Source organism: Vibrio cincinnatiensis DSM 19608 (assembly GCF_900167345.1).
Lineage (GTDB): Bacteria > Pseudomonadota > Gammaproteobacteria > Enterobacterales > Vibrionaceae > Vibrio > Vibrio cincinnatiensis.
Genome location: NZ_FUXB01000016.1, coordinates 64,542 through 73,583 on the forward strand (window position 1 = coordinate 64,542; position 9,042 = coordinate 73,583).

Below are 9,042 nucleotides of genomic sequence, written 5' to 3' on the forward strand. Positions count from 1 at the left end.
GGGACGGATTCGAACCATCGAAGGCGGAGCCGGCAGATTTACAGTCTGCTCCCTTTAGCCACTCGGGAACCCCTCCAAGGGGTTTTAACGGATAGTTAATCACTACCTCGTAAGTTAATCAATGTTTTCCCAACACATCAATTAGCTGCGGAGCGCATATTATCAAACTCGCTCTTACTGTAAACCCTTTTTTCTCTATTTTGATCTGAATGCTGGCTTTTTGGGCAGAAGTGGTTAGGTATTGTCATATTCTGTTGCTAAGTTACGATGATGATTTCGATTTTCTCTATGATCTTTACGTTACTTGACGTTTATTTAGAAAATAACAGGTTACAATAGAACGAGTTTCTTATCGTTTGACTTTAACTATGAAAAAAACATCATTTTTTGTTCGTTCCTTATGTCTCTTGACGGCTATTTGGACTTTTCCTACTTTGGCTTCAAATGAGGTTAAAGGTGTGCCCGTTGTGATTGAAACCGTACAAACTCACCAAGTCTCACAAAGCTTATCTTTAGTTGGAAAGCTTCAGGCTGATCAATCCGTTAATGTTGCCTCTGAAGTTTCAGGGAAAGTGGCGCTTATTGCCGTAAAAACGAACCAAACAGTTAAAAAAGGCCAGTTACTGGTCAAGTTAAATGACGATAAAGCGCAAGCAGCGGTGACCGAAGCTCAGGCTTATTGGGCCGATGAACAACGTAAGCTGACAGAATTTGAGCGTTTGGTTAAACGCAGTGCAATTACTCAAACAGAACTGGACGCTCAAAAAGCCAGCGTTGATATTGCTAAAGCTAGACTGGATGCCGCTAAGGCACAATTAGCTGATTTACATATTATGGCCCCCTTTGATGGCACCATTGGATTCATTGATTTCAGCCATGGTCAGTTAGTCAGCGTTGGAAGTGAATTTATGACGTTAGATAACTTATCGCTCATGCGTTTGGATCTTTCGATTCCAGAGCGTTATTTATCTAGCTTATCACTAGGTATGACTGTCTTAGGTCAAACATCCGCTTGGCCGGATCAAACTTTTAACGGCACTCTGGTTGCGATGAATTCACGAATCAACCCAGAAACGCTGAACTTGCCCGTTAGAATTCACTTTGACAATAAAGATGGAAAATTAAAACCTGGAATGCTGGTATCTGCTCGGATCCATTTCCCGGCTATTCGTGCTCCGATCATTCCAGTACAAGCTTTGGAGTATTCTGGCACGAAACGTTATGTTTATGTTCTTGGTGATGATCAACGAGTCACTCGAACCGAAGTTTTCTTAGGAGCTAGGATCGAAAATCAAGTGGTGATAGAAAAAGGCTTATCGATTGGTGAGCGTATTGTGGTGCAAGGCATTGTCAATATGCGTGATGGATTATCGGTGATGGAAGTCACTCCAGAGGGTTATCCTATCGATAGAGGTGAGCAGTAATGTTGTTGTCAGATCTATCGGTTAAACGCCCAGTTGCCGCCGTCGTTTTGAGCCTACTGCTGTGTGTATTTGGTTTTGTCTCTTTTTCTAAACTGGCCGTTCGAGAAATGCCAGACATTGAAAACCCTGTTGTTTCGATATCGACTCGTTATACTGGGGCTTCAGCGACGATCATTGAAAGCCAAATCACTTCGATATTAGAAGATCAACTGGCCGGAATTAGTGGTATTGATGAGATCAGTTCCGTAACACGTAATGGTATGTCACGTATTACGGTAACTTTTCATCTAGGTTATGACTTGAATACAGGCGTCAGTGATATTCGTGACGCGGTTGCGAGAGCTCAACGTTCTTTACCGGAAGAAGCGGATGACCCACTGGTATTTAAAAATAATGGCTCAGGTCAGGCTTCTGTCTATATCAATTTAAGTTCTTCTACGATGGATAGAACTCAGCTTACGGATTATATCGAGCGAGTATTGGTTGACCGTTTCAGTTTGATCAGTGGCGTTAGTTCAGTGGATGTGTCCGGTGGTTTGTATAAAGTGATGTATGTACGCCTTAAGCCTGAGCAAATGGCAGGGCGGGGTGTCACAACCACCGATATTTCCAGTGCCTTACGGCGAGAAAATATAGAAAGCCCCGGTGGGCAAGTTCGGAATGATTCAACTGTGATGTCGGTTCGTACTGCGAGAAGTTATCAAACACCGGAAGACTTTCAATATTTAGTGATAAAGCAAGCCAGCGATCGCTCACCCATTTATTTACAAGATGTGGCTGATGTGTTCATTGGTGCTGAAAACGAAAACTCCACCTTTAAAAGTGACGGGGTGGTGAATGTGAGCATGGGGGTAGTACCGCAATCCGATGCTAACCCTTTGGAAGTGGCGCAGAGAGTCCATCAAGAGGTGGATCGCATACAGCAATTTTTACCTGATGGAACTCGGTTGGCGATTGACTACGACTCCACCGTTTTTATTGAACGCTCAATTAAAGAAGTCTACAACACTTTATTTATTACTGGTGGATTAGTGGTGTTAGTCTTGTTCATTTTTATTGGACAAGCCAGAGCAACCTTGATACCTGCGGTTACTGTCCCCGTCTCTCTGATTTCCTCATTTATTGCCGCATACTATTTTGGCTTTTCCATCAATCTCATCACATTAATGGCGCTGATTTTATCGATAGGTTTAGTGGTCGATGATGCGATAGTGGTTATGGAGAATATCTATCACCACATTGAACGTGGTGAAAAGCCATTATTGGCGGCTTATAAAGGCACCCGAGAAGTGGGTTTTGCTGTTGTTGCCACGACGCTAGTGCTGGTGATGGTCTTTTTACCTATTTCATTTATGGATGGGATGGTAGGGCTACTGTTTACCGAATTTTCCGTCCTACTTTCGATGGCGGTCATTTTTTCATCATTAATTGCACTAACTCTCACCCCTGTATTAGGCAGTAAAATTTTAAAAAGTAATGCTCAGCCAACACGGTTTACTTCATTGGTGGATCGTTTATTTAGCCGTTTAGAATCCAGTTATCGTTTCGCCCTTAAAGGGGCTCTGCGTTGGAAATGGGCAGCACCTATTGTGATTCTTGCTTGTATTGGTGGTAGTTATTTTTTAAATAATACCGTTCCGGCACAGCTAACACCATCGGAAGATAGAGGCGTCGTTTTTGCTTTTGTTCGTGGTGCTGATGCAACCAGTTATAACCGAATGGCGGCGAATATGGATCTGGTTGAGTCGCGCTTACTGCCACTATTAGGCCAAGGATTCTTAAAGTCATTTAGCATTCAGTCACCCGCTTTTGGCGGTAATGCAGGGGATCAAACCGGTTTTGTTATCATGATCTTAGATGATTGGAATGAGCGAGAGGTGACAGCGCAACAAGCGCTTGGGAAAGTCCGCGAAGCATTATCGGGTATTCCTGACGTGCGCGTATTTCCATTTATGCCAGGATTTGGTGGCGGCTCTAGTGAACCGGTTCAATTTGTATTGGGAGGAGCGGATTATTCAGAGTTGCAACAATGGGCCGATATCTTGAAAGAAGAGGCGATGAATTCAGGGATGATGACAGGAGTGGATACCAACTACTCGGAGAAAACCCCTGAGTTGGTGGTATCGGTTGACCGGCAGAGGGCGGCGGAGCTAGGGATCAGCGTTCAAGAATTATCGGAAACATTGGAAGTCATGCTGGGAGGGAAAAAAGTCACCACATTTGTTGAGCGGGGCGAAGAGTACGATGTTTACTTACGTGGTGATGAAAATAGCTTTAATAATGTGGCTGATCTTAGCCAAATCTACATGAGAACCTCATCTGGGGAGTTGGTGACACTCGATACGATCACGCATATTGAAGAGATCGCTTCCCCCATCCGTCTTTCTCACTACAACAAGCAAAAATCGATCACCATTACTGCAAACCTAGTAGAAGGATACACGTTGGGCCAAGCATTGGATTTCTTAGATCAAAAAGCGATAGAGAGGTTACCTAGCGATATTACGGTGAGTTATTCGGGAGAATCGAAAGACTTTAAAGAGAATCAATCGAGTGTTGCAGTGGTCTTTGCATTGGCTCTTTTGGTGGCCTATCTGGTTTTAGCCGCTCAGTTTGAAAGCTTTATCAATCCATTAGTGGTTATGTTTACCGTTCCTATGGGAGTCTTTGGTGGTTTCATCGGACTGTTTGTGATGGATCAGGGGATGAATATCTATAGCCAGATCGGTATGATCATGCTGATTGGTATGGTGACCAAAAATGGTATTTTAATCGTGGAATTTGCCAACCAACTTCGAGATCGTGGCTATGAGTTTGAACAAGCCATCGTTGATGCTTCTGCTCGTCGTTTAAGACCGATTATGATGACGGCATTCACCACATTAGCGGGCTCTATTCCCTTGATTCTTTCTACGGGAGCGGGGTATGAAAGTCGAGTCTCTGTGGGGACGGTTATTTTCTTTGGTATGGGGTTTGCTTCGTTTGTTACCCTTTTTGTTGTGCCCGCCATGTATCGATTATTATCTCAAGCCACCCGCTCTCCTGGCCATGTTGAAGCGGAGCTCAATAAAGAGCTTAGCCATGATGTAAAAGGAAGAGTCAGCCACTAACAAATGGACGAAAAGAATGAAGCCCATAATTTATTGTGGGCTTCATTCTTTTTAACTGTAAGGATTGTAAAGCTCAAGGTTGATAGGTCACTTTATAGCGAGTTGGTTTATGGTTCATCGTTAATACTATATTTAAGATAAATGCGCCAAAAACGGACAGTAGGATTGTGACAGGAGAAACCAGTAACAATGAGGCAACTAAGATAATGCCATCAATCACCATTTGTGTTTTACCCACCGAAATGGCAAATCGGTCTTGAATATACAGACAAAGGACATTAAACCCGCCCAAGCTTGAACGGTGGCGGAACAGAATCAGCATACCTAAGCCCATTAACAACCCACCCGCTAAAGCGCAGTAGAAGGGATTGACGGCATTAAGTGAAATAAACAGGGACAAGTGATCGGTAAAAATAGACACTAATGCACCCGATATCATACTGTTAAAAGCAAAGCGGCGGCCAAAGCGCTGCCAGGCCAACAGATAAAACGGGCTATTGGCAATAAAGTAAAGCCAGCCGAATGACCAAGGCAAAAAATGGGTCAGGAGTAAAGCAAGCCCTGTGGTTCCTCCAGTAATCAGTTGGCCGGCTTGCAGAAAAAAAACACCCTGAGCGACCAAAAAGGTGCCTGTGAGCATGGCGATAATATCTTCTTTATAGGTATGTTTTTCCATAGTCACCAATATAAATTCTATTCCTCGCATATAACGAAATCAGCTGTGACAGCATCAGTGGCTATTGAGGTCACTTACGCTTTGTCGCTAGAGCGATGAGAATATACTTGCTAGCCGTTTGCTATGTTAAGTCAAAAAATGGGCTTGAGTCGATTTGTTAAAACGAATCTATTCAGGCTACTTATTGGGTATACTAATGAAAACATATTATTTTCGGTAGCAAGCTTCACAAAATTAAGGTACACCTATGTCACTGGCGCTTTACAGAGTGTAAAGCGTAAAATTGACACATCGATAAGTGCTTTTCTTTTTTTAAGTCGTGAAGATGAAAAAACTTGTCGTTCATTATGAAAAAACTGCATGATATTTTGTGTAATTTGGGCTTTATGCTAAAGAACAAATTAGGTAGAATGCGCGCCATTAGGGTGACGAAAACGTTTGCGTTGGGTCATTGTGTGGTTTTTTGCTAATTTCAGATAAATCTGAGTCAGGAGATACAGATGCTTAAGCGTGATATGAATATCGCTGATTACGATGCGGAGCTATTCGCAGCAATCCAAGAAGAAACACTTCGCCAAGAAGAACACATCGAGCTTATTGCTTCAGAAAACTACACTAGCCCACGGGTTATGGAAGCGCAAGGTTCTCAATTAACCAACAAATACGCAGAAGGTTACCCTGGTAAACGCTATTATGGTGGCTGTGAATACGTTGATAAAGCAGAAGCATTAGCGATTGATCGCGCTTGTCAGCTATTTGGCTGTGAATATGCGAACGTACAACCACACTCTGGATCTCAGGCAAACAGTGCGGTGTATATGGCACTGCTTAACCCAGGCGACACGGTTCTGGGGATGAGCCTAGCACACGGTGGTCATTTAACTCACGGTTCTCCGGTTAACTTTTCTGGCAAGCTTTACAACATTATTCCTTATGGTATTGATGAGAGCGGTCAGATTAACTATGACGAAATGGAAGCCCTTGCGATTGAGCATAAGCCTAAAATGATCATTGGTGGCTTCTCTGCTTACTCACAAATCGTTGATTGGAAGCGAATGCGTGAGATTGCAGATAAAGTTGATGCGTATCTATTTGTTGATATGGCTCACGTTGCAGGTTTAGTTGCCGCTGGTGTTTATCCGACTCCAGTACCCCATGCACATGTAGTGACAACTACGACGCACAAAACTTTGGCCGGCCCTCGCGGTGGTTTGATTTTGTCAAACGCAGGTGATGAGTTGTATAAAAAACTGAATTCAGCCGTGTTCCCTGGTGGTCAAGGTGGCCCTCTGATGCATGTTATCGCGGGCAAAGCGGTGGCATTCAAAGAAGCCATGGAACCTGAATTTAAAGCTTATCAAGCACGAGTCGTGCAGAATGCCAAAGCGATGGTGAGCCAGTTCCAAGCTCGTGGTTATAAAATTGTATCCAATGGTACTGAAAACCACCTATTTTTGGTCGATCTTATCGATAAAGATATTACCGGTAAAGATGCTGATGCTGCGCTAGGGGCCGCGAATATTACCGTCAATAAAAACTCGGTACCTAACGATCCTCGTAGCCCATTTGTTACGTCTGGTATCCGTGTTGGTAGCCCAGCGATTACTCGTCGTGGCTTTACGGAGCAAGATGCGAAAGATTTGGCTAACTGGATGTGTGATGTATTAGATAACATCAACGATCAAGCCGTCATTGAAGCGACGAAACAGAAAGTATTGGCAATTTGTAAACGCCTACCTGTTTACGCATAACCATTGATTGGATAATAAGGATAAGGCCCGCATTTTGCGGGCCTTATTTGCTTATCTGATTGACAGCTTACGGATGTTATTTCGAAATGCTCAGCAAGGTTCCTGACTTACATTGGAAAAGATAGTATTTGTTGCTTTCACTAAATTTACCCAACCCTTCACCATCACAATAATCAATGTTGATATCTCGCATGGTGTTTAATGTTTTTTCACTTTGTAGAGCAAACTTGGAGCCATCGGCGCAGACAATGCGTACTCGACCATCGTCACTGACTGAATAGATGTTGACTTCGGTATTGCATAGCTCAAAAGAGGCTTCACGAAAATTATCTTGCTGGGTATTCGAACTACATCCAGCAGTCACTGCTACGGCTAATAAAGCAAGAAAGCCGACTTTATTCATTAGAATGATCCTTATTTTCTTGATAGCGATGTTCTGTCTATCCAAGTATAAGCATTTTTACCGATCTATTAACCTTGTTTAATAAAAAAAGCCGAAAAAATGCTGACTGTTTTCGGTTTGTGCATCATTGACCGCTTGATATCGTTATGCTGCCGTAATATCTCGTATCTATGTGGTAAATTATAGGGAATTTTTACAATCTCTCTTACGGGATTCCCCACAAATACATGATATTGCCGAGTCGTTCTGCTATACCACTAGTCACGAAACGTCGACTTAAGCGCTTCTCTTACATCTCGGTATAATCGGTTAAGCATTTTGGTGAAAATAGCTCGAATCGTAGCATAAGTGAGGTCTTTCACTGTGGTGACGGCCGAACCAGCAAAAACCAGCATATGCCCTAATAATCCTTTGACTTGCGCCGCTGCTTTCTCTCCCGCTGCTGCAATTTTTTCAAGGGTTTGAGCGATAAGGTCATAAAAGGTTGCTCCCGCACATATTGCCCCTTGTAATGCAATGGCAGAGTAATATTTCGTATCTTTTAGTAGGGTAATCAAGGCCGCACTTAATTTTTGCATCCAGTAATCGCTGTAGCTGGCTTGATTGCGTTTATCGTAATCTAGGCGAACAGGGTGTAGGTATTCGCTGGCGGCTTGGCGCAAATCGCCCCATTGGCCTTTTTTTGCGCTTGCTAAATAACCGGGGATAGCCCCATCATCTGGATTCATGCCATGGGCGTATCGATTCATTCCTTGACTACTGTCTAACCGATATTCAATCCCTTTATAAGGGGAGTGCATAAAAGGCCATAAAGGAATTTTGGGTACCGGATCTGCGCCATGAGTGCAGCGGTAAATATGGTTAACTCTATGGGTATTGGCTAAAGCAAAACCCTGCAGCCCAACTCGAGGGGCTCCGAAGGTATAAAGGTTAACTTGACTAGCAAGCTTGCTGCCTGCTATCCAATCGGCGGTTAATGTTGCTAATGCGCCACCTAGACTATGACCAACACAATGAACGGTTCCGCGTCCTTTTCCACTTTTATGCCAATTGTTAAGAAATTTCTCTAACTGAGGGCGCAGGGAATGAAAAGTACGAATAAACCCTGCATGGGCTGTTTGACCGTTTACCGTTCCACGAAGGCCGATTTGAGCATTAGTAGACCAATCATGCCCAGATGTTGTGTTTGTTCCGCGGATAGCAATCACAGCGTCTCCGGAGTAAACACCCTTACCAAGGCCTAATATAGCAAATCCTGTTTGCTTATTAAAAATATAGCCTCCCGTTTTACCAACTAATCGCTCTTGAAGCGATATATGTTTAGAAATACTACCAATACTGGCTCTTTTTATATTTCCGCTCTCCCTAATAGCATATACACCAAAAGCTAATTCAGAAGCAAGTTTAGGGTTTAATGTTGCCATTTTTATTCCTTTCTATCTTAGGTCTATTATATCACCGTAATATTCTGCTGATTTTAATTTTTCATATAACTCAAGATCTTTTTGTTTTCTCTTTTCTATTTCAGATCTTTCTGGCCAACGGCAAATACTATGAATATTATATGTTACGTAACCTTCTGGATATTTAGGGTTTACTATCATGAGTTCTTCTTCTTTATTCTCTAATTTGCACTCCAGTTTACTTAACATATCAACAAAATAAGGATTGTGCTTTA

Annotated in this window: 6 protein-coding genes and 1 pseudogene; 3 read left to right on the forward strand and 4 right to left on the reverse strand. The window is 42.8% G+C overall.

Annotation, left to right across the window (positions count from 1 at the left end):
* Positions 1 to 368: 368 nt before the first annotated feature.
* The gene (locus B5D54_RS14310; RefSeq protein ID WP_078927244.1) at positions 369 to 1,424 is read left to right on the forward strand and encodes an efflux RND transporter periplasmic adaptor subunit; all 1,056 of its coding nucleotides are present in this window, start codon (positions 369 to 371) and stop codon (positions 1,422 to 1,424) included.
* Positions 1,424 to 4,534 (forward strand): vibriobactin export RND transporter permease subunit VexH, encoded by a 3,111-nt coding sequence (vexH, locus tag B5D54_RS14315; RefSeq protein WP_078927245.1) that lies wholly within the window; start codon positions 1,424 to 1,426, stop codon positions 4,532 to 4,534. Before B5D54_RS14310 ends, vexH begins: the two co-directional genes overlap by 1 nt.
* 73 nt (positions 4,535 to 4,607) lie before the next feature.
* Here vexH and B5D54_RS14320 read toward each other — a convergent pair whose 3' ends face one another.
* Entirely contained in the window at positions 4,608 to 5,210 is a 603-nt protein-coding gene (locus tag B5D54_RS14320; RefSeq protein ID WP_078927246.1) for a YitT family protein, read from the reverse strand.
* Between the two features lie 500 nt (positions 5,211 to 5,710).
* On the opposite strand from B5D54_RS14320, the gene glyA reads away from it, so the two are divergent.
* Positions 5,711 to 6,961, forward strand: coding sequence for a serine hydroxymethyltransferase (glyA, locus tag B5D54_RS14325; protein WP_078927247.1), 1,251 nt, complete (start codon positions 5,711 to 5,713; stop codon positions 6,959 to 6,961).
* Positions 6,962 to 7,037: 76 nt separating this feature from the next.
* Here the strand turns inward: glyA and B5D54_RS14330 are convergent, their stop codons facing one another.
* The 3 genes and pseudogenes from B5D54_RS14330 to B5D54_RS17245 all read right to left on the reverse strand — a co-directional run.
* Entirely contained in the window at positions 7,038 to 7,364 is a 327-nt protein-coding gene (locus tag B5D54_RS14330) for a hypothetical protein (RefSeq protein WP_078927248.1), read from the reverse strand.
* 257 nt (positions 7,365 to 7,621) lie between these two features.
* On the reverse strand, positions 7,622 to 8,788 hold the full coding sequence (locus B5D54_RS14335; RefSeq protein ID WP_078927249.1) for a lipase family protein: 1,167 nt from the start codon (positions 8,786 to 8,788) through the stop codon (positions 7,622 to 7,624).
* Positions 8,789 to 8,800: 12 nt separating this feature from the next.
* A pseudogene (locus B5D54_RS17245) lies at positions 8,801 to 9,042 on the reverse strand (carboxypeptidase-like regulatory domain-containing protein); the annotation flags it as partial.

Excerpts from the sequence above, each read along its gene's own strand:
- B5D54_RS14310 (WP_078927244.1), top strand. The coding sequence starts at position 369 with ATGAAAAAAACATCATTTTTTGTTCGTTCCTTATGTCTCTTGACGGCT.
- vexH (WP_078927245.1), top strand. The coding sequence starts at position 1,424 with ATGTTGTTGTCAGATCTATCGGTTAAACGCCCAGTTGCCGCCGTCGTT.
- B5D54_RS14320 (WP_078927246.1), bottom strand. The coding sequence starts at position 5,210 with ATGGAAAAACATACCTATAAAGAAGATATTATCGCCATGCTCACAGGC.
- glyA (WP_078927247.1), top strand. The coding sequence starts at position 5,711 with ATGCTTAAGCGTGATATGAATATCGCTGATTACGATGCGGAGCTATTC.
- B5D54_RS14330 (WP_078927248.1), bottom strand. The coding sequence starts at position 7,364 with ATGAATAAAGTCGGCTTTCTTGCTTTATTAGCCGTAGCAGTGACTGCT.
- B5D54_RS14335 (WP_078927249.1), bottom strand. The coding sequence starts at position 8,788 with ATGGCAACATTAAACCCTAAACTTGCTTCTGAATTAGCTTTTGGTGTA.